Here is a 22,880-nt window from a genome sequence, read left to right as displayed (position 1 = left end):
ACCGATCACCCATCGAGTTCGAGCGTTCACACCGCCGCCGTCCCGGCGGCATAATCACCACACCAGAACCGTCCGGGAAACCGGTTACAGGTCAACGAGCTCGGGATCAAGGTCAAGAAGACCAAGCCCTACCGACCCCAGACCAACGGCAAGATCGAACGGTTCCACCGCACCCTCGGCGACGGCTGGGCCTACCGCCGGTTCTATCCCTCCACCACAGAACGCAACGACGCCCTACCGCGGTGGCTGCACTTCTACAATCACCACCGGACCCACTCAGCGATCGGCGGCACGCCCATCAGCAGACTGAACAACCTGCCTGGACATCACAGCTAGCGGACGGGGTGGCCGGAGGAGGCGAGGGCGTCCTTGACCTGGCCGATGCGGAGGGTGCCGAAGTGGAACACGGTGGCGGCGAGGACGGCGTCGGCGCCGGCGTCGACGGCGGGGGCGAAGTGCTCGAGGGCGCCCGCTCCGCCGCTGGCGATGACGGGGACGGTGACCTCGCGGCGTACGGCGCGAAGCAGGTCGAGGTCGAAGCCGTCGGTGGTGCCGTCGGCGTCCATGGCGTTGAGCAGGATCTCGCCGGCGCCGAGCTCGGCGGCGCGGACCGCCCAGGCGATCGCGTCGAGCCCGGCTGACTGCCGCCCGCCGTGGGTGGTGACCTCGAAGCCGGAGTCGGTGCCGCTGGCACGGCGGGCGTCGACCGAGAGCACCAGCACCTGGTTGCCGAAGCGGTCGGCGATCTCGGCCACCAGCTCGGGGCGACGGATGGCGGCGGTGTTGACGGCCACCTTGTCGGCGCCGGCGCGCAGCAGCCGGTCGACGTCGACGACGCTGCCGACGCCCCCGCCGACGGTGAGCGGGATGAAGACCTGCTCGGCGGTGGCCGAGACGATCTCCATCGTCGTCGAGCGGCCCTGGTGGCTGGCCGAGATGTCGAGGAAGGTCAGCTCGTCGGCGCCCTCCGCGTCGTAGAGCCTGGCCAGCTCGACGGGGTCACCGGCGTCGCGCAGCGACTCGAAGTTGACCCCCTTGACGACCCGTCCGCCGTCGACGTCGAGGCACGGGATGACGCGTACGGCGAGCGTCACGTGCGGCCGCCGCGGGTCATGGCGAGGGCGTCCTCCAGGGTGAAGCGGCCCTCGTAGAGCGCGGTGCCGGCGATCGCGCCCTCCACGCCGAGATCGACGAGTCCCATCAGGGCCTCGATGTCGTCGAGGGTGGTGACGCCGCCCGAGGCGATGACGGGGGCGTCGGTCACGGCGCAGACGTCGCGCAGCAGCTGCAGGTTGGGGCCGGCGAGCATGCCGTCCTTGTTGACGTCGGTGACGACGTAGCGCGCGCAGCCCTCGGAGTCGAGCCGGGCGAGCACGTCGTAGAGGTCACCGCCGTCGCGGGTCCAGCCGCGGGCGGCCAGGGTGCGACCGCGCACGTCGAGGCCGATCGCGATGCGGTCGCCATGCTCGGCGATGACCTTGGCGCACCACTCGGGCTGCTCGAGCGCGGCGGTGCCGATGTTGACCCGGCGGCAGCCGGTGGCCAGGGCGGCGTCGAGCGACTCGTCGTCGCGGATGCCGCCGCTCATCTCGACGTCGATGTCGAGCGCACCGACGATCTCGGCCTGCAGCTCGCGGTTGGTGCCGCGCCCGAAGGCGGCGTCGAGGTCGACGAGGTGCAGCCACTCTGACCCGGCGTCCTGCCAGCGGCGGGCCGCGGCGACGGGGTCGCCGTAGACGCGCTCGGAGCCGGCGACACCCTGGGCGAGCTGCACGGCGCGTCCCTCGGTGATGTCGACGGCGGGCAGCAGCTGGAGGTAGGGGGTGCTCACGCGGACTCCTGGAGGTGCTCGACCCAGTTGCGGAGCAGCCGGGCGCCGGCCTCGCCGGACTTCTCGGGGTGGAACTGGGTGGCGCTGAGCGGGCCGTTCTCGACGGCGGCCACGAACCGGTCGCCCGTGCCCGCCGGCCCGGCCTCCGCCCAGGTGACGAGGGGCGCGCGGGTGCGGTCGTTGGTGACGAGGTCCCAGGTGCGGGCGGCGTAGGAGTGCACGAAGTAGAACCGCTCCCCCTCGAGCCCCGCGAACAGCCGGCTGCCCGCGGGCACCTCGACGGTGTTCCAGCCCATGTGCGGCACCACGGGTGCCTGCAGCCGGGTGACCGCGCCGGGCCACTCGCCGCAGCCCTCGGTGGTGACGCCGTGCTCGACGCCCTGCTCGAAGAGCACCTGCATGCCGACGCAGATGCCGAGCACCGGCCGACCGCCGGCGAGACGACGGCCGATGGTCTCGGGGCCGCGCACCGCGCGCAGCCCGGCCATGCAGGCGGCGTACGCCCCGACGCCGGGCACGACGAGGCCGTCGGCGGCCATCGCCGCCTCGCGGTCGGCGGTCAGGGTCACGTCGGCGCCGGCGCGCTCCAGCGCGCGCACGGCCGAGCGCGTGTTGCCCGACCCGTAGTCGAGCACCGTGACGGACGGGGACATGCCTAGAGGGATCCCTTGGTGGACGGCACACCGGTCTCGCGCGGGTCGATCGCGACCGCGTCGCGCAGGGCGCGGGCGACGGCCTTGAACTGCGCCTCGACGATGTGGTGGGGGTCGCGGCCGCCGAGCAGCCGCACGTGCATGGTCAGCCCGGCGTGGTGCGCGATCGACTCGAGCACGTGGGCGGTGAGCGAGCCGGCGTACGGCACCCCGGAGCCGCCGATCAGGGCGTAGACCTGGGCGTCGGGTTCGCCGGAGTGCACGAAGTAGGGACGGCCCGAGACGTCGACGACGGCCTGGGCCAGCGCCTCGTCGAGCGGCACCAGGGCGTCTCCGTAGCGACGGATGCCCCGCTTGTCGCCCAGCGCCTCGCGCAGCGCCTCGCCGATCACGATGGCGGTGTCCTCGACGGTGTGGTGGCCGTCGATGTGCACGTCGCCCTCGCTGCGCACGGTGAGGTCGACCAGGGAGTGCCGGCCCAGCGCGTCGAGCATGTGGTCGTAGAACCCCACGCCGGTGCTGATGTCGGTCGCACCGGTGCCGTCGAGGTCGAGCTCGACGAGCACCGACGACTCCTTCGTACGCCGCTCGATGCGCGCGGTGCGGCTCATGGGTGCGTCTCCTTCGCTGCGGTGGCGTGCTCCAGCGCGGTGCGGAACGCCGCCATCTCCTCCGGGGTGCCGACCGAGACGCGCAACCAGCCCTCGGGGCCGGTGACGCGGATCAGCACGCCCTGGTCCAGCAGAGCCTGCCAGACCGCGGCGCGGTCGGCGAACCGTCCGAAGAGCACGAAGTTGGCGTCGCTGTCGGCCACCTCGTGACCCCGCTCCCGCAGCCACGTCACGAGGGCGTCGCGCTCGCCTCGCAGGTCGGCGACGCGGCCGAGCAGCTCGTCGCGGTGCCGCAGCGCGGCGAGCGCCGTCGCCTGCGTGACCGCGGAGAGGTGGTAGGGCAGCCGCACCACCCGCAGCGCGTCGCACACCTCGGGCGCCGCGGCGAGGTAGCCGAGCCGGGCGCCCGCCAGCGCGAAGGCCTTGCTCATGGTGCGGGTGACGACCAGGTTGCGGTGCTCGCCCAGCAGCTCGAGCGCCGAGGGGGTGCCGGCGCGACGGAACTCGGCGTACGCCTCGTCGATCACCACGACGCCCGTGTCGCCGACCAGCTCGCACAGCGTGCCGATCACCCGGTGCGGCAGCGCCGTGCCGGTCGGGTTGTTGGGCGAGGGCAGCAGCACCACGCTCGGCTGCTCCGCCTCGACCACGCGGCGCGCCTCGTCGAGGTCGAAGGAGAAGTCGGCCTCGCGCCGGCCGACGACGTAGCGCGTGAGCGAGTCACGGGCGTACTCGGGATACATCGAGTACGTCGGCGCGAAGCTCACCGCCGTGCGCCCCGGGCCGCCGAAGGCCTGAAGCAGCTGCAGCATCACCTCGTTGGAGCCGTTGGCCGCCCACACCTGGGCGGCCTCGACCCGCACGCCCGCCTCGTGGAGCAGGTAGTCGGCCAGGCCCTCGCGCAGCGCCGTGAACTCGCGGTCGGGGTAGCGGTTGAGGGTGCCCGCGGCCGCGGCGACCGACGCCGCGACGTCGTCGACGACGGCCGGCGAGGGGCCGTAGGGGTTCTCGTTGACGTTGAGCAGCACCGGCACATCGAGCTGCGGGGCGCCGTACGGCTCGACCCCGCGCAGCTCCTCGCGCAGGGGCGGCCAGCTGCCGCCCGCGCTCACGACGGGAACCGGGCGTCGACGGCGGCGGCGTGGCCGGGGAGGTCCTCGGCGTGCGCGAGCGTCGTGACGTGGCCGGCCACCTCGGCGAGTGCCTCGCAGGTGTACTCGACGACGTGCACGGTGCGCAGGAACGAGCGCACCGACAGCCCCGAGGAGTGGCAGGCGCAGCCCGCGGTGGGCAGCACGTGGTTGGAGCCGGCGCAGTAGTCACCCAGCGACACCGGCGCCCACGGGCCGACGAACACGGCGCCGGCGTTGCGGACCCGGCGCGCGACCGAGGCGGCGTCGACGGTCTGCACCTCGGTGTGCTCAGCGGCGTAGGCGTTGGTCACCATCAGGCCCTGCTCGAGGTCGTCGACCAGCACGATCGCCGACTGGCGCCCGCCCAGGGCGGTGCGCACCCGCTCGGCGTGGCGGGTGACGGCCACCTGCTTGTCGAGCTCGGCCTCGACGTCGTCGGCCAGCGCCATCGAGTGCGTGATGAGCACCGAGCCCGCCATCGGGTCGTGCTCGGCCTGGCTCACCAGGTCGGCCGCGACGTGGCCGGCGTCGGCGGTCTCGTCGGCGAGCACAGCGATCTCGGTCGGCCCCGCCTCGGAGTCGATGCCGACGACGCCGCGCAGGTAGCGCTTGGCCGCCACGGTGTAGACGTTGCCGGGTCCGGTGACGAGGTCGACGCGGCGGCACGGTCCGGCGCCGTGGGCGAACATCGCGATGGCCTGGGCACCGCCGGCGGCGTAGACCTCGTCGACGCCGAGCAGCTCGCACGCCGCGAGGATGGTCGGGTGCGGCAGGCCGCCGTGGGCCTTGCTCGGCGAGCTGGCGAGCGCGATCGACCCGACGCCCGCGACCTGGGCGGGGACGACGTTCATCACCACCGAGCTGACCAGCGGGGCGACCCCCCCGGGCACGTAGAGCCCGACGCGGTCGACGGGCAGCGACCGGGCGGTCACCCGGGCCCCGGGGGCCACGTCGGTGACGACCTCGGCCTCGAGCTCGGCCGCGCAGGTCAGGCGCAGCCGGCGCACCGACTCCTCCAGGCCCGCGCGCACGGCCGGGTCGAGCTCGGCGAGCGCCGTGCGCAGCGCCTCGCGCGGCACCGCCACACCGCTCTGCTCGACGCCGTCGAAGCGGCGGGAGTACTCCAGCACGGCGACCTCGCCGCGCTCGCGCACGTCGTCGCAGATGGGTCCGACCACGTGCACGGCCGCCTCGACGTCGAAGTCCGACCGGGGGACCACGGTGCGGTAGTCGTCGGGAGCCTGTCCTCGCAGGTCGATGCGCCGGATCATGGGGCCAATCGTAGTTCTCGGGACTCAGTCACCGACCACGGGCTGCTTCAGCAGCGCGCGCACGCCGGACGCGAGCACCTCGGCCGTCTCGGCCCGGTCCAGGCCCTGCGTCGCCCGCAGCGCCTCGACCGACTCGAACTGGCACAGCACGCCCAGGGCGATGGCGGTGCGCTCGCGCTGCGCCGCCGTCATGGCGTCGAGCTCGGGGGCGAACTGCTCGCGGGCCAGCCGCTCGAGCTGCTCGCGCCGGGCGTTGACCATCGCCGCGAGCTCCGGCATCCCCCGCATCGCGACGAGGGTCACCCGCGCCGTGGGGGCCATGACGTCGTGGACCTCGATGCGCTGGGCGACGTACCTCGCGATGCGCTCGTCCAGGCTGCCGACGCCGGCGCCCTCGAGCCGGTAGAGGTGCGCGGAGTCGTCGAGCCGCCCCCGCAGCGCGGCGACCAGCAGCTGCTCGCGGTCGGGGAAGTAGCGGTAGATCGACCGGAGGGAGACCCCCGACCGCGCCGCGACCTCCTCCGCCGCCGGCTCGTGATGACCCTCCACGAAGAGCTGGTGGACGGCGTCGAGCACCGCCGCCACGTTCCGCTCCTTGCGCAGGGTTCGGCCGTCGGCTCGCGCCACGTCGCTGGACACGTGTGCACCGTAACCGATCGTGCGCGACCGACTCGGACCGGGTCACGGACCTCGCCCGATGGTCTACACCAAGGCCGTAGGTTGGCCCTGTGCCGACGGTCCCGCTGTTCCCGCTCAACGCCGTCGTCTTCCCGGGGGTCGCGACCCCGCTGCACGTCTTCGAGGACCGCTACCGCGCGATGGTGCGCGAGCTGCTGGCCGTCGAGCAGGTCTTCGACCGCGTGTTCGGCGTCGTCGCCATCCGCGAGGGCTACGAGGTCGGCGACCACGGCACCCAGTCGGTGCACCGCGTCGGCACCCTGGTGCAGCTCACCGAGGTGACGCCCTACGAGGACGGCCGCTTCGACATCGAGGTGCTCGGGCGCGAGCGGCTGCGGGTGCTCGACCACGACGGCTCCGGCCCGTTCCTGCGCGGCGAGGTGGCCGTGCTCCCCGACCGCGACGAGCCCGACGCCCAGGGGGAGGCCGACCACGCCCTCGAGGTCTTCGAGGCCTACCGCCTGCTGCTCTCCGAGCTGCGCGGCGGCCCGGTGCTGGTCGGCGACCTGCCCCGCGACCCGGCCTACCTCTCGTACGCGCTCGCCAGCACCTGCTTGCTCACGCTGCCGCAGCGCCAGTCGCTGCTGGAGTGCGACAGCGCCGCCCGGCGCCTCGAGGAGCTGCGCCGCACCCTCGTCGCCGAGATGCGGGCCATGCGGGCCGTCCCGTCGCTGCCGGCCACCCAGGTGGCCCGCACGCGCTGGTCGCCGAACTAGGCGCCGGACCGGTGGCACGACGCGGGGGCGGCGGCACGCCCGCCACGCTCGCGCTCGAGCGCGCCGGGGTCGCGCACACGCTGCACCCCTACACCCACGACGAGCGCGCAGCGTCGTACGGCGCGGAGGCGGCCGCCGCGCTCGGGCTCGACCCGGCCACCGTCCTGAAGACCCTGCTGGCCGAGAGCGACGGCAGCCTGGTCGTCGCGGTGGTGCCGGTCAGCGGCAGCCTCGACCTCAAGGCGCTCGCGGCGGCGCTGGGGCGCAAGCGGGCGACGATGGCCGACCCACGTTCGGCCGAGCGGGCGACCGGCTACGTGGTGGGCGGGATCTCGCCGCTCGGCCAGCGCAGCCGGCTGCCCACGGTGGTCGACTCCTCCGCCCTGGAGCACGACCGGGTCTACGTCAGCGCTGGGCGCCGGGGGCTCGACGTCGGACTGGCCCCGGCCGACCTCGTGCGGCTGACCGGGGCCCGTGTGGCGGCCGTGGGCCGTCCCGACCGATCGGGTACCGACCGCGCATGAGCGCCCACCACGCCCCCGCCGCCCCCCACGCCCCCCGCGACCTGGCCGACGCCGTCTGCGTCGTCACCGGGGCCTCCAGCGGCATCGGCGAGGCGACCGCTCGGGCGCTCGCCGCCGAGGGCGCCCACGTCGTGCTGCTCGCCCGCCGGGCCGACCGGCTGCAGGCCCTCGCCGACGACATCGACGGCTCCGGCGGCACCGCCGAGCCGGTGACGGTCGACGTCACCGACGCCGAGGCGGTGCGGACGACGATCGCGGGGGTGGTCGAGCGGCACGGCAGGATCGACGTCCTCGTCAACAACGCCGGCGTCGCGCTGTCGAGGCTGGCCGTCGACTCCGACCTCGCCGACTGGCAGCAGATGGTCGACGTCAACCTCGGCGGCGTGCTGGCCGCGACCCACGCTGCCGTGCCGCACCTCCTGGCCGCCGCCGAGGCGCGAGGGGTGGCCGACGTCGTCACGGTGTCGTCGGCCAGCGGACGCCGCGTGCCCAAGCCGGAGAGCAACGTCTACGCCGCCACCAAGCACGCCGTCTGCGCGTTCAGCGAGGCGCTGCGGCAGGAGCTCGGCCCCCAGGGCGTGCGCGTTGGCCTCGTCGAGCCCGGCTTCGTCGTCACCGAGATGACGCAGGAGGAGGGCCGCGAGTTCGGCGAGCGCGAGGCCCTGCACGCCGACGACGTCGCCGCGAGCATCGTGTTCGTGCTGACCCGACCCCCGCGCCACGGCATCAACGAGATGCTGATGCGGGCGAGCGGCCAGGTCAGCTGACGGCGCGCCCGGCCTCTCAGTCGAGCGAGAGCCGGGCCTCGAACCGCGTCGCGCCGTCGTCGCTCCAGCCGCTGATGCCGAGCGCCTCCAGCGCCTCGACGTCACCGCGGGCGTCGCCCGCCGGGGCGAGGTCGAGCAGCCGCTCGCGCCAGCTGCTGTCGAAGCGCACGAAGAGCAGTGCCTGCGCCTGGGACAGCTCGGGCACGACCTGCTGGAACGTCTCGTTGTCGCCGAGACCACCGTCGCCCAGCAGCTCCTGGGCGTAGTCGGGGCCGAGCGACAGCGCGACGGAGTCGTCGTCGCTCTCGACGCTGACGCCCTGGGCGTCGAGCGACTGACCGGTCTGCTGCTCGACCTTGGCGATGACGGCCTCGACCGCCTCGGGGTCACCGTCGACCCGGATGCCCGCAGGGACGTCGACCGGCGACGAGAGGTCGGCCGGGGCGTCACCACCGACCGACACCGTGAAGGTGTCGCCGAGCAGGGTCAGGAGGTCGTCGGGGAAGTCGAGACCCACGCTGGCGAAGAAGCCCTCCGCCTGCCCCAGGACGTCGTCGGCGGGGCCGGGCTCGACCTGCTCGAGCTCCTCGCGCACCCGGTCGCGCGACTCCTCGCTCGAGCCGAGCGCGAGCACCGCCGCGGAGTCGGCGGGCAGCGCCGAGACGGTGTCGGACACCGAGCCGCCGGTCACCTCGCTCGAGGGGTTGTCGAAGGCGCCGCTGAGCACGAGCCCGCCGTCGTCGAAGCGCAGCGTGGCGGCGGCACCCTCGAACTCGGCGAGCTGCGCACCGACCGCGTCGCGCTCCTCGGCGGGCGCGAGGTCGAGCAGCGCCTCCGCGGCCTCGGGAGCGGCGTACATGGTCAGAACGCCGGCGTCGCCGGCGCGGTCGGTCCACTCGCGGTAGGCGCCGTCGGCGCTCAGCGGCTCCTCGGCCGCACCGTCGAGCACCGCCTGGGCGACCTTCTCGGACGAGGCTGCGACGAGGTAGTCGTCGCCGACGACGTAGCCGCCCTCGCCGCCGCCCTCGCCGCCGCCCTCCTGCGCGGCACACGCCGCGAGCTTGTCGGCGCCTTCGCGCGCGGCCTCGGGGTCGTCGACCTGCACCACGAAGACGGGCTCGGGCTCGTCGGCGCCCGGGACCGCGGCGAGCGCGAAGCGCTGGCCGACCCACGGACCCAGGTCGCGGGCGTAGTCGACGTCGGGGCAGAGGTCCTCCTCGCGCTGGAGGGTCTCGAACAGGGTGCCGACCAGGTCGTCGTCGTCGCCGAGGCCGTCGCGCTCGCGCAGCGACGGGAACGAGCGCAGCGCGCGCAGTGCCTCGAGCTTCTGCCCGCCCGAGGGGTCGAGGTCGAGGCTGACGACGCCGAGGGTGTCGGCGGGCAGGGCGTCGGCCGGCTGGGCTCCCCCGCCGCTCATCAGCTGCCACGCAGCGACGCTGCCCCCGCCGACGAGCACGACGACGGTCGCGGCGGCGGCCGCCACCGCGACACCCGTGCGACGGCCGCGACCGCGAGCGGGCTCGGGTGCAGGGTCGGGTGCGGAGACAGGCGTGGTCGAGTCGGACATGGATCCCCCGTGAGACGTCGAGCGATGGTGCGTCGTCGCAGGCTACCGCGCCGCGGGGTCGACCGGCGCCGTCTCGCTCCGGACCCGGGGATCGACGTCGAGCGGCCCCCGCACCACGAGGAAGGCGAGAGCACCCGCGAGCGCGCACGCGGGCCACGCCCACAGCAGGCCCTCGGCCTGCAGGCGCAGGTCGACCGGTGCCGTCGTGCCGACCGGGGCCGAGGCCAGCAGCATGCGCGGGTCGTCGGGACCGAGCAGGGCACCGAGCCAGAGGGCGGCGAGACCCGCGCCGAGGGCGCCGAGGGCGACGAGGCCGACCATCAGCGTGGGCCGCGCCGAGCGCCACCACGTCAGGGCCACGCCGCTGACCAGGCCGCCGGCGACCGCCAGGGCGCCGTACCAGCCGTCGGCGCCGACCTGGCGCTCGAGCTGGGGGCCCTCGAGCACCACCCCGGTGTCGGCCCGGGTGGCGACCACGTCGGGGCTCAGCTGCCACCAGGCGACACCCGCCACCACCCCGACGACGACGAACCACACGGCCGCGACGAGCACGTCGCGGGCCACGTCGCGCTGCGGGCCGGCGATCACCCGAGGCACCCGGGGCCGAGCAGCTGCTTGAGGTCGCCGAACAGCGACGGCGAGGGCGTCACCCGCAGTCGGTCGTCGACCCGCATCAGCTGGGTGCCGGCCCGGGTCTGCAGCCGCAGCCGCACCTCGGTGGTGCCGGGGTGGGCGCGCAGCACCTCCTTGAGCCGGTCGACCACGGGCGGGGTGCAGCGGGTGGACGGCAGCGCGATCGTGACCGGACCGCTGCCACGGTCGTCGAGGACCGGCGTCGTGACCTGGCGCCCGCGCACCTCGGGCTGGTCCTTGCTCTTGTCGAGGCGGCCCTGGACCGTCACCACGGTGTCCTCGACGAGGAGGGTCGCGGCGAGCTGGTAGTCGCTGGGGAAGAACAACACGTCGACCGCGCCCTCGAGGTCCTCCACGGTGACGATGGCCCAGGTGTTGCCGGTCTTGGTGATCTTGCGGGTGACCTGGGTGATGAGGCCGCAGATCGTCACCTGCATGCCGTCGGGCCGGTCCTCGTCGGTGACGAGCTGGCCGATGGTGCAGTCAGCGGCGCTCGCCAGGACGTGCTCGAGACCGGTCAGCGGGTGGTCGGAGACGTAGAGGCCCAGCATCTCGCGCTCGTGGCCGAGCAGCGTCATCTTGTCCCACTCGTCGAGGTCGGGGATCGCGACGGTGAGGTCGAAGATCGGCTCGACGCCGCCCATGAGGTCGTCGAAGAGGGAGTCCTGGCCGCCACCGGCGTCCTTCTTGAGGGTGGCGTAGCGGTCGACGGCGTCCTCGTGCACCGCCACCAGCGCCCGCCGACGGTGCTTCATGTCGTCGAAGGCGCCGGCCTTGACCAGCGACTCGATCAGCCGCTTGTTGCAGACCTGGGCGTCGACCTTGTCCATGAAGTCGTTGAAGTCGACGAAGCGACCGTGCTCCTCCCGCGCCGCGACGATCCGGTCGACGACGCCCGTGCCGACGTTGCGGATGGCGGTGAGGCCGAAGCGGATGTCACCACCGACGGGCGTGAAGTTCTGCGACGACTCGTTGACGTCGGGGGGCAGCACCTGGATCTTCATCCGGCGGCACTCGCCGAGGTAGACCGCCGACTTGTCCTTGTCGCCCTTGACCGACGTGAGCAGGGCGGCCATGTACTCCTGGGGGTAGTTGGCCTTGAGGTAGGCCGTCCAGTAGGACACGACGCCGTAGGCCGCGGAGTGGGCCTTGTTGAAGGCGTAGTCGGAGAACGGCAGCAGGATCTCCCACAGCGCGGTGATCGCCTTCTGGCTGAACCCGCGCTCGAGCATGCCGCCCTGGAACCCGGCGTACTGCTTGTCGAGCTCCTCCTTCTTCTTCTTGCCCATCGCGCGCCGCAGGTTGTCGGCCTGTCCGAGGCTGAAGCCCGCCAGCACCTGGGCGATCGCCATGACCTGCTCCTGGTAGACGATCAGGCCGTAGGTCTCGCCCAGCACCGGCTCGAGCGCCTCGGCCAGCTCGGGGTGGATCGGCTCGATCGGCTCCCGGCCGTTCTTGCGGCGGGCGTACTTGTTGTGCGAGTCGGCGCCCATGGGTCCGGGGCGGTAGAGCGCGCCGACCGCGGAGATGTCCTCGAACTTGTCGGGGCGCATGCTGCGCAGCAGCGCACGCATCGGACCGCCGTCGAGCTGGAAGACGCCGAGGGTGTCGCCGCGCGAGAGCAGGTCGTAGGTGGCGGGGTCGTCGAACGGGAGGTCCTCGAGCACGACCTCCTCGCCCCGGTTGTTGCGGATGTGCTCGAGGCAGTCGTCGAGCACGGTGAGGTTGCGCAGGCCGAGGAAGTCCATCTTGACCAGCCCGAGCGACTCGCACATCGGATAGTCGAACTGCGTGATGATCGCGCCGTCCTGCTCGCGCTTCATGATCGGCACGATGTCGATGAGCGGCTCGCTCGACATGATCACGCCGGCGGCGTGCACGCCCCACTGCCGGATCTGGCCCTCGAGGCCGACGGCGGTCTCGTAGATGGTGCGGACGTCGTGGTCGGAGTCGTGCAGCGAGCGGAACTCGCCGCCCTCGCCGTAGCGCTTGTGGGTCTCGTCGAACAACGAGCCCAGCGGGACGCCCTTGCCCATGACGTCGGCCGGCAGCGCCTTGGTGATGCGCTCGGAGACGCCGAAGCCGTAGTCGAGGACGCGGGCGGCGTCCTTGATGGCGGCCTTGGCCTTGAGCCGGCCGAAGGTCGCGATCATCGCGACGCGGTCGCTGCCGTACTTGTCGGCGACGTACTTGATGACCTCGCCGCGGCGGCGCTCGTCGAAGTCGATGTCGAAGTCGGGCATCGAGGGGCGCTCGGGGTTGAGGAAGCGCTCGAAGATCAGGCCGTGGGTCAGCGGGCACAGGTCGGTGATGCGCAAGGCGTACGCCGCGATCGAGCCCGCGCCGGAGCCGCGGCCGGGACCGACGCGGATGCCGTTGTCCTTGGACCACTGGATGAAGTCGGCGACCACGAGGTAGTAGCCGCAGTAGCCCTTGGACGCCACGACGCCCAGCTCCATCTCGACGCGGTCGCGCACCTCCTGCGTCAGCGCCTCGCCGGGGTAGCGGGCCTCGATGCCGCGCCAGACCTCCTTGGCGAACCACGACTCCTCGGTCTCGCCCGCTGGCACGTCGGCCCGGGCCATGTAGCCGCCGGTGGACTCGGTGAAGTCGACCTCGCACCGCTCGGCGATGGCGAGGGTGTTGTCGCAGGCCTCGGGCATGCCGTGCTTGCCGACCCACAGCTCGCGCATCTCGGCGGCCGACTTGATGTAGTAGCCGCCGCCGTCGAACTTGAGCCGGTTGGGGTCGGAGAGCCGCTTGCCGGACGCGACGCAGATCAGGGCGTCCTGGGCCGCGGCGTCGTCGGGGTTGTTGTAGTGGGAGTCGTTGGTGGCGACCGGGGGGATCCCGAGCTGCTTGCCCAGGCGCAGCAGGTCGTCGCGCACGCGCTTCTCGACGCTGATGTCGTGGTCCATCAGCTCGAGGAAGAAGTTGTCGCGGCCGAAGATGTCCTGGAAGTCGCTCGCCGCCCTCACGGCCTCGTCCCACTGGCCGAGGCGCAGCCGCGTCTGGACCTCGCCCGAGGGGCAGCCGGTGGTGGCGATCAGGCCCGTCGAGAGCTCGGAGAGCAGCTCGCGGTCGGCGCGCGGCTTGTAGTAGAAGCCCTCGAGGCTCGAGCGCGACGACAGCCGGAAGAGGTTGTGCATGCCCTCGGTGCTCGAGGCCCACATCGTCATGTGGGTGTAGGCGCCACCGCCCGCGACGTCGTCGCCGCCCTCCTCCTTGGCGTCGCCCCGGCCCCACCGCACCCGGCGCCGCTCGCCCCGACCCGTGCCGGGGGTGAGGTAGGCCTCGAGGCCGATGATCGGCTTGACCCCGTGGGCCCGGCCCTTGGACCAGAAGTCGTAGGCGCCGTGGAGGTTGCCGTGGTCGGTCATCGCGATCGCCGGCATCCCGAGGTCGGCGGTGCGGGAGAACAGGCCGTCGAGCAGCGAGGCCCCGTCGAGCATGGAGTACTCGGTGTGGACGTGCAGGTGCACGAACCCGTCGGACCCTGGCGCTGCTGACATACGGGGGCGTGCGACCTTTCTCGAGGTGCGGTGGGGAAGGTCCGCGGGACGAGCCGGTGGAGCGGGGACCGTCACCCTACGTCAGCCAAGCACGCCCCTCCGACAGCCACACCTAGCCGGGTCCCGGGGCTCCCCGGGAGCGCCGCGCGAGCGCCAGGCCGGCGACCAGGGCGACCCCCGCCAGGGCCGCGACGCCCGCCGAGACGCCCGCCCACCCCTGCAGCGTCCAGGCCTCCCCCAGGGCCAGCCCGAAGACGCTGGACCCGGCGTAGTAGGCCGCGACGTACAGGGCGCTCGCCTGCCCTCCACGGCCCGGGCCCGCCACCGCCGGTGCCCACCCGCTCGCGGTCGCGTGCGCGGCGAAGAAGCCGGCGGTGAGGACGATCAAGCCCGCCACGACGAGCGCGAGCCGGTCGGGCAGCGTCAGCGCGAGCCCGCCCAGCATCACGAGCACCGACCCCGCGAGGACGCCCGGGCGGCCCCAGCGGCCGGCGGCACGTCCCGCCACGGTCGACGACACCGTGCCGGCGAGGTAGGCGAGGAAGACGAGGCCCAGCACGCCGGGCGCGAGCGAGAAGGGCGGCGCGGAGAGGCGGAAGCCCAGGTAGTTGTAGACCGCGACGAAGCCACCCATGAGCGTGAACGGCAGCACCACGACGAGCCAGACCTCGGGCCGTGGTCGACGTGGGGTCGGCGGAGCGGCAGCACCGGACGCCGCGCCGGCGGGCCGGTCGTCGGCGACGCTCGGCGGCAGCGCCCGCCAGAGCAGCAGCGTCACGACCGCCGCGGCGCCCGCCAGGGCGAGCACGCCCCAGCGCCAGCCCGCGGCGTCGGAGACGCCGGAGGTGACCAGACGACCGGAGACCCCGCCGAGGGAGTTGCCGGCGACGTAGAGCCCCATCGCCGACGCCAGCCCCGACGGGTGGACCTCGGCGCCCACGTGACCCATCGCGACCCCGACGACGGCGGCCAGCACGACCCCCGTGAGCACACGGACGCCCACCAGCAGCCCGAAGCTCGGGGCCAGCGCGGCCACGACCGTGAGCAGCACCGAGAGCACCAGCCCCGCGAGCATCACCCGCACCCGCCCGAAGCGCCGCGCCAGCAGCACGACCGGCACCACGGTCAGCGCCAGCGCCCCGGTGCTGGCGCTCACGGCCAGGCTCGCGGCCGTGGGCCGGACGTCGTACGTCGCGGCGAGCTGCGGCAGCACGGGCTGCGGGGCGTAGAGCAGGCCGAAGGCCGCGAGGCCCGCCAGCACCATGGCCAGGTTGAGCCGGCGGTAGCCCTCGGTGCCGGGGCGGTGCAGGGTCGGTGCGATCACCGGTGGGGGACCCCGCTCAGACGGCGTCGGAGGTGCGGTCGTGCCAGGCGGAGAGCCCCTCCTCCAGCACGACGTGGACGATGCGGCGCAGCCGCGCCGGGTCGAGCCCCGGCGCGAGCGCCGTCATGCGCTGCACGATCTGCGCCTCCCGCTCGACGTCGCGGCCCGCCAGCCCGGCGGGCGACCCGCTGGCCGCCTTGACGTCCTGCACCGCCCCCGCGAGCGCGACCCGGCGGGCCAGCAGCAGGGCGAGCTCGTCGTCGACGTCGTCGATCGCCTCGCGCAGGAAGCGCAGCGGACGCTCCCCCGGCCACACCAGCCGCACGTCGGGCTCGTGCTCGGCGTTGCCGGACCCGTCGGTCTCCTCGAGCTCCACCAGCCCCTGGCCGACGTAGAACCGGCGTGCCGCGAGGTTGCCCGCGAAGACCCAGAGCCCGAAGCCCTGCGGCCGCAGCGAGCACACCACCTCGAGCAGCAACGTGCCGATCCCCCGGCCCTGGTGCGCCGGCAGGACGTAGAGGTCGTCGAGCCAGGCGCCGCGCATCCGGGCGTACGCCACCGGGGCGCCCTCGACCTCGGCCACCCACAGGTCGTCGTCGTCGAGGTCCCAGCCGCGGACCCAGGCCTCGACGTCACCCGCCGCGGGCGGCATGCCGGCCCCCTCCCGGGCGGACCGGTGCACCTCCGCCAGCGCAGGGAGGTCGTCGACCCGCCCCGGGCGCACCTGCACCGCGGGCTGCTCGTGGGCCCCGGCGTGGGTCCTGGCGTGGGTCCCGGCGTCGGTCCGGGCGTCGGCCTCAGGCACCGTCACGGACCACCTCGAGCGCGTGGGCCAGGTCGGCGGGCGGCTCGGACTCGTAGTCGACGTGCTCCCCGGTGCCCGGGTGGACGAAGCCCAGCCGCACGGCGTGCAGCCACTGTCGGCCGAGCCCGACCCGGCGCGCCAGCACGGGGTCGGCGCCGTAGGTCAGGTCACCCACGCACGGGTGGCGCAGCGCCGACATGTGCACGCGGATCTGGTGGGTCCGGCCGGTCTCGAGCCGGACCTGGAGCAGGCTGGCGAAGCGGTGGGCCTCGAGCGTCTCGTAGTGGGTGACGGCGTGCTTGCCGTCGTCACGCACGGCGAACTTCCAGTCGGAGCCCGCGCTGCGGCCGATCGGCGCGTCGACGGTGCCGGCGAGCGGGTCGGGGTGCCCCTGCACCAGGGTGTGGTAGGTCTTCTCGACCTCGCGGTCGCGGAAGGCCTGCTTGAGCAGCGCGTAGGCGCGCTCGCTCTTGGCCACCACCATGACCCCCGAGGTGCCGACGTCGAGGCGCTGCACGATGCCCTGGCGCTCCGGCGCTCCGCTCGTGGCGATCCGGTAGCCGGCACCGCGCAGGTGACCGACCAGGGTCGGGCCGGTCCAGCCCATGGAGGGGTGCACCGCGACGCCGACCGGCTTGTCGACCACCACCAGGTCGTCGTCGTCGTGGATGATGCCGACGCCCTCGACCTCCTCCGCCACCACCTCGAGCGGGTCGCTCTCGACCGGGAAGCTCACGTCGAGGCGGGCACCCGGGAGCAGCCGGTCGGACTTCGCGGCACCCGTCCCGTCGAGCAGCACCCGGCCCGCCAGGACCAGGTCGGCCGCCTTGCTGCGCGAGATGCCGAACATGCGGGCGAGGCCGGCGTCGACGCGCTCTCCCGCGAGACCCTCCGGGACCTCGAGGCTCCGCTCGTCGCCGTCGCTCACCGGCCCCCCTCCTCGGCGCGGTGGCCGGGCTGCGCCGTCGGCTCCTCGCGGCCGTCGGGCACGTTCTCGCCGTCGAGGCCGGTGCCGCGCAGGAGCAGCACCACGAGCAGCACTCCGGCGACGTTGATGCACATGTCGGCCACGTTGAACACCGGCCACCTCGGCAGCGCGAGGAAGTCGACCACGTGGCCGCGGAACGGCCCCGGGTCGCGCAGCAGCCGGTCGACCAGGTTGCCGGTCACGCCGGCCAGGAGCAGCCCGAGCGCGAGCGCCCACCCGAGGTGGCGCACCTGCCAGGAGTACCACAGCACCGCCAGCGTCGCCGCGATCGCGACGACCGTGATGACCGGCGTGATGCCCGAGCCCGCGCCGAAGGCCGCCCCCGGGTTGTAGACCAGGGTGAGCCGGAGCCAGCTGCCGACCACCTCGACCGGCTCGCGGCCGGTGAGCTCGCGCACGGCGAGGACCTTGGTGGCCTGGTCGACCGCGAGCCCGAGAGCCCCGACCAGGAGCGTCAGCGTCGTACGGCGCGGACGTGCGGGCACGGGTCACCCCTCGGGGTCGTCGGACGGGTCAGCGGCGCTCCTCGCGCTGCTTGCAGCTCAGGCAGAGCGTCGCCCGCGGGAACGCCATCAAGCGGTTCTTGCCGATCGGCCGGCCACAGGTCTCGCACTGGCCGTAGGTGCCGCCGTCGATGCGCTCCAGCGCGTGCTGGCTCTGCTCCAGCATGTCACGGGCGTTGTTGACGATCTGACGCTCCTGGTCGCGCTCGAACGACGCGGAGCCGACGTCGGCCTGGTCGTGGCCCGACCCCTCGCCGGAGTTCTCGATCATGCCGGCCAGGTCGCCCTCCACCTCGGTGAGCTCGCCGCGCAGCCGCTCGACGTCGCCGAGCAGCTGCTCGCGCACCCCCTCCAGCTCCTCGGGCGTCCAGGGGCTCTCCTGCTCGAGCACGACGAGCTGGGGGGCCAGCTCGGCGGCGGGGACCGTCCTCGTCGCGGGCGCCTTCTTCGCGGGCGCCTTCTTCGCGGGCGCCTTCTTGGCGGGTGCCTTCGTGGCGGGCGCCTTCTTCGCGGGCGCCTTCGTCGCGGGCGCCTTCTTCGCGGGCGCCTTCTTGGCGGGTGCCTTCGTCGCGGGCGCCTTTCCAGCGGGTGCCTTCGTGGCCGTCGCCTTCTTGGCGGGTGCCTTCTTGGCGGGTGCCTTCTTGGCGGGTGCCTTCTTGGCGGGTGCCTTCTTCGCGGGCGCCTTCGTCGCGGGCGCCTCCTCGGGCTCGGGGGCGTCGCCGGCGAGCCCGGCGGCACGGGCGGCTCCGGTGGCCGCGCCCGTGGCGCCGGCGGCCACCTTGCGGGCAGCGGCACCCACCCGGCCGACCAGGGACTTCGAACGGGCTGAGGCCATGGGGCGGCACCCTTCGCGAGAGGCGCGCACACACGGGGACGGTGCGCGGGTGGCCGGAGGATATGTGGCCCGGTCGGCGGCGACAACCACCTCCGGGCCGTGCCTCGTGGCGGGGGCACGCCACGAGCGGGGCTAGACTCGGCGTACCGCACGGCGGAGATGGGACGAGTAGTCCCCTGCTCAGGCCAGGAGCGAGCCGGGGACGGTGGGAGCCCGGTGGCACGGCAGGCGACGAAGATCACCCGGAGCCGCCGGAGGAAACCACCCCGAGAGGGGCGGGAGTAGAACCGGCAGCGGTGAGCAAGAGAGGCCCGGACGCAGCCCCACCACGGCGGCGACCGGGCAAGGAGGGTGGTACCGCGGGGCCTCGACGAGCGCCTCGTCCCTTCGGGATCGACCAGCCCCGACCCACCGGTCGGCCGACCACCCGAGGACCGCACGTGACCCCGTCACACACCACCCCCGCCACCGACGCCGCCGCCGACGTCGCCGACGCCGAGGTGCCCCGCTACCGCGCCGTACCGCCGCAGGTCGACCTGCCGGCGATGGAGCGCGAGGTGATGGCCTTCTGGGCCGAGCGCGACGTCTTCGCCCGCTCCGTGGCCCGCAACGAGGACGGCGAGCTGGGCACCTGGACCTTCTTCGAGGGCCCGCCCACCGCCAACGGCCGCCCCGGCACGCACCACATCGAGTCGCGCACCTTCAAGGACGTCTTCCCGCGCTTCAAGACGATGCAGGGCTACCAGGTCAACCGCAAGGGGGGCTGGGACTGCCACGGCCTGCCCGTCGAGCTGGCCGTCGAGAAGGAGCTGGGCTTCTCCGGCAAGGCCGACATCGAGGCGTTCGGGATCGCCGAGTTCAACGAGCGCTGCCGCGAGTCGGTCTCCCGCTACGTCGGCCTGTGGGAGGAGATGACCGACCGCATGGGCTGCTGGCTCGACATGCGCGAGCCCTACCGCACCATGGACCCCGAGTACGTCGACTCCGTGTGGTGGGCGCTGAAGCAGATCCACGCCAAGGGCCTGCTGGTCGAGGACTACCGGGTCGCGCCCTACTGCCCGCGCTGCGGCACCGGCCTGTCCGACCACGAGCTCGCCCAGGGCTACGAGACCGTGACCGACCCCTCGGTCTACGTGCGGATGCCGATCACCTCCGGTCCGTACGCCGGCGCCGTCTCGCTGCTCATCTGGACCACGACGCCCTGGACGCTGGTCTCGAACGCCCTCGTGGCCGTGCACCCCGACCTGACCTACGTCACCGCCACCGACGGCGACGAGACCGTCGTGGTCGCCGAGTCGTTGGTCGGCGCCGCGCTGGGCGAGGGCTGGGAGGTCGAGGACCGCTTCACCGGCGCCGAGATGGTCGGCTGGACCTACGAGCGCCCCTTCACCCTGCTCGAGTGGCCCGCGCGCACCGACGCCGACGACCTGCCCGACGCCCACTACGTCGTGGCCGAGGACTACGTCACCGCCGAGGACGGCACCGGGCTGGTGCACCAGTCCCCCGCGTTCGGCGAGGACGACTTCGCCTCCTGCCGTCGCAACGGCGTGGCGATGGTCAACCCGATCACGCCCCGCGGCGAGTTCGAGGAGGGCATCGGCCTGGTCGGCGGTCAGTTCTTCCGCCACGCCAACACCGACCTCGTCGCCGACCTCACCGCAAGGGGCCGGTTGTTCCGCCACCTGCCCTACGAGCACAGCTACCCGCACTGTTGGCGCTGCCACACCGCGCTGCTCTACTACGCCCAGCCGTCGTGGTACGTCCGCACCACCGCGGTCAAGGACGACCTGCTGCGCGAGAACGAGCGCACCACCTGGCACCCGGCCACCATCAAGCACGGCCGCTACGGCGACTGGCTCGAGAACAACATCGACTGGGCGCTCTCGCGCAGCCGCTACTGGGGCACCCCGCTGCCGATCTGGCGCTGCTCCGAGGGCCACCAGACCTGCGTGGGCTCGCGCGCCGAGCTCTCCGAGCTCACCGGCGCCGACCAGGCCGGGCTCGACCCGCACCGTCCCTTCGTCGACGAGGTCGACTTCGCGTGCCCCGCCGAGGGCTGCGTGCTGCAGGCGCGGCGGGTGCCGGAGGTCATCGACGCGTGGTTCGACTCCGGCTCGATGCCCTTCGCGCAGTGGGGCTACCCCCACGTCGAGGGCTCGGCGGAGCGCCTCGAGCAGGCCTACCCGGCCGACTTCATCTGCGAGGCGATCGACCAGACCCGCGGCTGGTTCTACACCCTGATGGCGGTCGGCACGCTCGTCTTCGAGCGGTCGAGCTACGTCGACGTGCTCTGCCTGGGCCACATCCTGGCCGAGGACGGCCGCAAGATGTCGAAGCACCTCGGCAACATCCTCGAGCCGATCCCGCTGATGGACGAGCACGGAGCCGACGCCGTCCGGTGGTTCATGGCCGCAGGAGGCTCCCCGTGGGCCGCGCGCCGCGTCGGCCACGCCACCATCCAGGAGACCGTCCGCAAGGTCCTGCTGACCTACTGGAACTCCGTGGCCTTCCAGGTGCTCTACGCCAACCTGGCCGGCTGGACGCCGGCCGGCTCCGAGGCCGCCCCGCCCGCCGAGCGGCCCGTGCTCGACCGCTGGGCGCTCTCGGAGGCGCACCGGCTGGTCGCCGACGTCACCGCGGCGATGGAGGCCTTCGACACCCAGCGCGCGGGCCAGCTGGTGGCGGCGTACGTCGACGACCTGTCGAACTGGTACGTCCGCCGCTCGCGCCGCCGCTTCTGGGACGGCGACCACGCGGCGTACGCCACCCTGCACGAGTGCCTGCTGCTCGTCACGCAGCTGATGGCGCCGATGGCACCGTTCGTCACCGAGCGGGTCTGGGGCGACCTGGTCGCCTCGACCGACGCCGACGCCCCCGAGTCGGTGCACCTGTCGCAGTGGCCGAGCGCGCGCACGGACCTCGTCGACACCGAGCTGTCGGCAGGCATGCGGCTCGCGCGGCGCGTGGTGGAGCTCGGCCGGGCGGCGCGGGCCGAGGCCAAGGTGCGGACCCGGCAGCCGCTGCGCCGGGCGCTGGTGGGCACCTCGGCCCACGCCCGCCTCGGCGAGGAGCTGCGCCGGGAGGTGGCCGAGGAGCTCAACGTGCACGCCGTCGAGCCGCTGTCGGCCGCCGGCGAGGGCCTGGTCGACCACAGCGCGAAGGGCAGCTTCCGGGCGCTGGGCAAGCGCTTCGCGAAGCAGACCCCCCACGTCGCCGCCGCGATCGCGGCGGCCGACGCGGGCGCCCTGGCCGACGCCCTGGCCCGGGACGGCCGGGCCGAGGTCGAGGTCGACGGCAGCCCCGTCGAGGTGCTCGCCGACGAGGTGATCCTGTCCGAGCGCCCCCGCGAGGGCTGGTCGGTGGTCAACGAGCAGGGCGAGACCGTGGCGCTGGACCTCGAGCTCACCGCCGGGCTGCGCCGCGCCGGCCTGGCCCGCGAGGTGGTGCGGATGGTGCAGGAGGCCCGCAAGGGCTCCGGCTTCGAGGTCTCCGACCGGATCACGCTGACCTGGGCGGCGACCGACGGCGAGGCGGCCGAGGCGGTCGCCGAGCACGGCGACCTCATCGCGACCGAGGTGCTCGCCACGTCGGTGGAGCGCGTCGACGCGGGGGGCGACCTGCCCCACGGCGACGACGAGCTCGGGGTCAGGTTCGCGGTCGCCCGGCTCTAGGACGCCGCCGGACACACGCGACGGGCCCACCGGGAGGTCTCCCGGTGGGCCCGTCGTGCGTCGGAGGGCGCCGCTTCAGCCCTGGTGCTCGCCGTGGTCGGCGCTGTCCTGCGGGTGGCCGTGGGCGGCGGGCAGCTCCCCACCCTCGCCCTTGCCGTCGAGGGCGTCGAGCTGCTGGGTGAAGTAGCTGCGCAGCCGGCTGCGGTACTCCCGCTCGAAGGCGCGCAGGCCCTCGACCTCCTCGTCGAGGCGCTGCTTCTCGGAGGCGATCGCCGAGGTGGCCTCGCTGCGCCGGGTCTCGGTCTCCTGGTCGAGGTTGCCGGCACGCGTGCGGGCCTCGCGGTCGAGGGTGTCGGCCTGCTCGCGGGCGCTGGAGACGATCTGCTGCGCCTCCTCCCGGGCCTCCGCGACGACCTCGTCGGCGTTGCGGGTCGCGAGCTCGAGCAGCCGGGTCGCTGCGGCGGACGCCTCGGCGGCCGTGGTGACCTTGACCTGCTCCACCTGCGGCGCGGCCGGCTCGGTCGCGGGCGCCGCCGTCGTCGCGCCGGCGTCCTCACCCGCGTCCTCGCCCGCGTCCTCGCCCGCGTCCTCGCTCGCGTCTTGGCTCGACTCCTGGGCTGGGGCCGACAGGCCCCCGGGCACGGCGGCACCCGCCTCGACGCCCGCCTGGCGCCGCAGCTCGTCGTTCTCCTTCAGCAGCCGCTGCAGCTCGGACTCGACCTCGTCGAGGAAGGCGTCGACCTCCCCCATGTCGTAGCCCTCGCGACGCAGCCGGACGGGCTGGAAGCGCTTGTTGCGGACGTCCTCGGGTGTCAGCGGCATGGTCCGCACCCTAGCGGGGCGTGGACCCCCGCCGAG

General features: G+C 73.8%; 20 protein-coding genes and 1 pseudogene. 5 read left to right on the top strand and 16 right to left on the bottom strand.

Annotated features, from left to right (window positions below):
- Positions 1-105 precede the first annotated feature (105 nt).
- Positions 106-336 (top strand): annotated as a pseudogene (locus tag ACYU8I_RS17055) (integrase core domain-containing protein); the annotation flags it as partial.
- Here ACYU8I_RS17055 and hisF read toward each other — a convergent pair.
- From hisF to ACYU8I_RS17020, 7 genes are read right to left on the bottom strand one after another with little or no spacing between them, the layout of a single operon-like run.
- Positions 333-1,094 (bottom strand): imidazole glycerol phosphate synthase subunit HisF, encoded by a 762-nt coding sequence (hisF, locus tag ACYU8I_RS17050; protein WP_460843140.1) that lies wholly within the window; start codon positions 1,092-1,094, stop codon positions 333-335. The pseudogene ACYU8I_RS17055 and the gene hisF sit on opposite strands and share 4 nt — an antisense overlap.
- Positions 1,091-1,831: a bifunctional 1-(5-phosphoribosyl)-5-((5-phosphoribosylamino)methylideneamino)imidazole-4-carboxamide isomerase/phosphoribosylanthranilate isomerase PriA gene (gene priA / locus ACYU8I_RS17045; RefSeq protein ID WP_460843138.1), complete on the bottom strand. Its 741-nt coding sequence runs from the start codon at positions 1,829-1,831 to the stop codon at positions 1,091-1,093. The genes hisF and priA overlap by 4 nt, the downstream gene beginning before the upstream one ends.
- Entirely contained in the window at positions 1,828-2,484 is a 657-nt protein-coding gene (gene hisH / locus ACYU8I_RS17040; RefSeq protein ID WP_460843135.1) for an imidazole glycerol phosphate synthase subunit HisH, read from the bottom strand. The genes priA and hisH overlap by 4 nt, the downstream gene beginning before the upstream one ends.
- A 2-nt stretch (positions 2,485-2,486) precedes the next feature.
- The gene (hisB, locus tag ACYU8I_RS17035) at positions 2,487-3,095 is read right to left on the bottom strand and encodes an imidazoleglycerol-phosphate dehydratase HisB (RefSeq protein ID WP_460843134.1); all 609 of its coding nucleotides are present in this window, start codon (positions 3,093-3,095) and stop codon (positions 2,487-2,489) included.
- A complete protein-coding gene (locus ACYU8I_RS17030) occupies positions 3,092-4,207 on the bottom strand; it encodes a histidinol-phosphate transaminase (protein ID WP_460843131.1) in 1,116 nt (371 codons plus the stop codon). The genes hisB and ACYU8I_RS17030 overlap by 4 nt, the downstream gene beginning before the upstream one ends.
- On the bottom strand, positions 4,204-5,499 hold the full coding sequence (gene hisD, locus ACYU8I_RS17025; RefSeq protein ID WP_460843129.1) for a histidinol dehydrogenase: 1,296 nt from the start codon (positions 5,497-5,499) through the stop codon (positions 4,204-4,206). Before hisD ends, ACYU8I_RS17030 begins: the two co-directional genes overlap by 4 nt.
- Before the next feature lie 24 nt (positions 5,500-5,523).
- Positions 5,524-6,138: a TetR/AcrR family transcriptional regulator gene (locus tag ACYU8I_RS17020; RefSeq protein ID WP_460843127.1), complete on the bottom strand. Its 615-nt coding sequence runs from the start codon at positions 6,136-6,138 to the stop codon at positions 5,524-5,526.
- Positions 6,139-6,227: 89 nt separating this feature from the next.
- Here ACYU8I_RS17020 and ACYU8I_RS17015 point away from each other — a divergent pair, with 89 nt between their 5' ends.
- The 3 genes from ACYU8I_RS17015 to ACYU8I_RS17005 are packed head-to-tail and all read left to right on the top strand — an operon-like array spanning position 6,228 to position 8,184.
- Positions 6,228-6,893 carry an LON peptidase substrate-binding domain-containing protein gene (locus ACYU8I_RS17015; RefSeq protein ID WP_460843125.1) on the top strand — a complete coding sequence of 222 codons (666 nt, stop codon included), beginning with the start codon at positions 6,228-6,230 and terminating at the stop codon, positions 6,891-6,893.
- Between the two features lie 11 nt (positions 6,894-6,904).
- Positions 6,905-7,417, top strand: coding sequence for a Cys-tRNA(Pro) deacylase (gene ybaK, locus ACYU8I_RS17010; RefSeq protein WP_460843122.1), 513 nt, complete (start codon positions 6,905-6,907; stop codon positions 7,415-7,417).
- Positions 7,414-8,184: an SDR family oxidoreductase gene (locus tag ACYU8I_RS17005; RefSeq protein ID WP_460843119.1), complete on the top strand. Its 771-nt coding sequence runs from the start codon at positions 7,414-7,416 to the stop codon at positions 8,182-8,184. The genes ybaK and ACYU8I_RS17005 overlap by 4 nt, the downstream gene beginning before the upstream one ends.
- Positions 8,185-8,200: 16 nt before the next feature.
- Here the strand turns inward: ACYU8I_RS17005 and ACYU8I_RS17000 are convergent, their stop codons facing one another.
- The 8 genes from ACYU8I_RS17000 to ACYU8I_RS16965 form a co-directional block, all read right to left on the bottom strand.
- Positions 8,201-9,751, bottom strand: a complete 1,551-nt coding sequence (locus tag ACYU8I_RS17000; RefSeq protein ID WP_460843117.1) for a DUF3352 domain-containing protein — start codon at positions 9,749-9,751, stop codon at positions 8,201-8,203.
- Between the two features lie 42 nt (positions 9,752-9,793).
- Positions 9,794-10,348 carry a hypothetical protein gene (locus ACYU8I_RS16995; RefSeq protein WP_460843115.1) on the bottom strand — a complete coding sequence of 185 codons (555 nt, stop codon included), beginning with the start codon at positions 10,346-10,348 and terminating at the stop codon, positions 9,794-9,796.
- Positions 10,336-13,896, bottom strand: a complete 3,561-nt coding sequence (gene dnaE, locus ACYU8I_RS16990; protein WP_460843113.1) for a DNA polymerase III subunit alpha — start codon at positions 13,894-13,896, stop codon at positions 10,336-10,338. The genes ACYU8I_RS16995 and dnaE overlap by 13 nt, the downstream gene beginning before the upstream one ends.
- 112 nt (positions 13,897-14,008) lie before the next feature.
- The gene (locus ACYU8I_RS16985) at positions 14,009-15,220 is read right to left on the bottom strand and encodes an MFS transporter (RefSeq protein WP_460843111.1); all 1,212 of its coding nucleotides are present in this window, start codon (positions 15,218-15,220) and stop codon (positions 14,009-14,011) included.
- A 16-nt stretch (positions 15,221-15,236) separates the two neighbouring features.
- Entirely contained in the window at positions 15,237-16,031 is a 795-nt protein-coding gene (locus ACYU8I_RS16980; RefSeq protein WP_460843109.1) for a GNAT family N-acetyltransferase, read from the bottom strand.
- On the bottom strand, positions 16,018-16,953 hold the full coding sequence (locus ACYU8I_RS16975) for an RluA family pseudouridine synthase (RefSeq protein ID WP_460843107.1): 936 nt from the start codon (positions 16,951-16,953) through the stop codon (positions 16,018-16,020). Before ACYU8I_RS16975 ends, ACYU8I_RS16980 begins: the two co-directional genes overlap by 14 nt.
- Positions 16,950-17,498, bottom strand: a complete 549-nt coding sequence (gene lspA, locus ACYU8I_RS16970) for a signal peptidase II (protein WP_460843105.1) — start codon at positions 17,496-17,498, stop codon at positions 16,950-16,952. The genes ACYU8I_RS16975 and lspA overlap by 4 nt, the downstream gene beginning before the upstream one ends.
- Positions 17,499-17,526: 28 nt before the next feature.
- On the bottom strand, positions 17,527-18,351 hold the full coding sequence (locus ACYU8I_RS16965; RefSeq protein WP_460843103.1) for a TraR/DksA family transcriptional regulator: 825 nt from the start codon (positions 18,349-18,351) through the stop codon (positions 17,527-17,529).
- A 500-nt stretch (positions 18,352-18,851) separates the two neighbouring features.
- Here ACYU8I_RS16965 and ileS point away from each other — a divergent pair, with 500 nt between their 5' ends.
- On the top strand, positions 18,852-22,022 hold the full coding sequence (ileS, locus tag ACYU8I_RS16960) for an isoleucine--tRNA ligase (protein WP_460843147.1): 3,171 nt from the start codon (positions 18,852-18,854) through the stop codon (positions 22,020-22,022).
- A gap of 75 nt (positions 22,023-22,097) precedes the next feature.
- Here the strand turns inward: ileS and ACYU8I_RS16955 are convergent, their stop codons facing one another.
- Positions 22,098-22,844 carry a DivIVA domain-containing protein gene (locus ACYU8I_RS16955; protein WP_460843101.1) on the bottom strand — a complete coding sequence of 249 codons (747 nt, stop codon included), beginning with the start codon at positions 22,842-22,844 and terminating at the stop codon, positions 22,098-22,100.
- Positions 22,845-22,880 lie beyond the last annotated feature (36 nt).

This window comes from Nocardioides marmoraquaticus (assembly GCF_054777915.1).
This window is presented reverse-complemented; position numbering and strand designations above follow the sequence as displayed.